Source organism: Burkholderia sp. BCC1638, from assembly GCF_902833195.1.
GTDB lineage: Bacteria > Pseudomonadota > Gammaproteobacteria > Burkholderiales > Burkholderiaceae > Burkholderia > Burkholderia diffusa.
In genome coordinates this window covers 1-414 of sequence record NZ_CADFEC010000160.1, presented here as the reverse complement: position 1 = coordinate 414, position 414 = coordinate 1, and the positions used below count along the sequence as shown (strand labels likewise).

The following is a 414-nucleotide window of genomic DNA, read 5'->3' as shown; positions in this document are numbered from 1 at the left end:
GTGCGCCGGGTTTGCGCTCGACCAGCGTGACGTAGTGGCGCCAATCGTAGAAGGTCATGTGCCGCTCGAAGCTGCGTTCGTGGCGTGCGATCTCCTGGGCGTTGGCGACGACGCTGAGATATGCCTGCGGATTTCGGTGATGGTGATCAGGCGTTTCGGCGAACGTGATCAGTTTGGAAGGTGGTGTTGCGCGGTCAATGGATTATAGCGAAGGTGATCACGATCAGGATGCGGAGGACTGCTTGGCGTTGGTCTTCCGCATCGATTCGCCCTTCAACGGTAGCTTGTGTGTCCGCGCCGACGGAATTTTGAGCCACCGGGCCGATTGGATTTTGAGCCGGGGTGGAGACCGGTCTATAGCAGGACCGGTTGTGGATAAGTGTATGGGTTTCCGGGGTCGTTGTCCTCCTGCGT

General features: G+C 58.7%; 1 protein-coding gene. It reads left to right on the top strand.

Annotation, left to right across the window (positions count from 1 at the left end; translation table 11 throughout):
* Positions 1-208: hypothetical protein (locus HWX22_RS31865; protein ID WP_208456643.1), on the top strand; the 208-nt coding region annotated here is incomplete at its 5' end.
* Between the last annotated feature and the right edge of the window lie 206 nt (positions 209-414).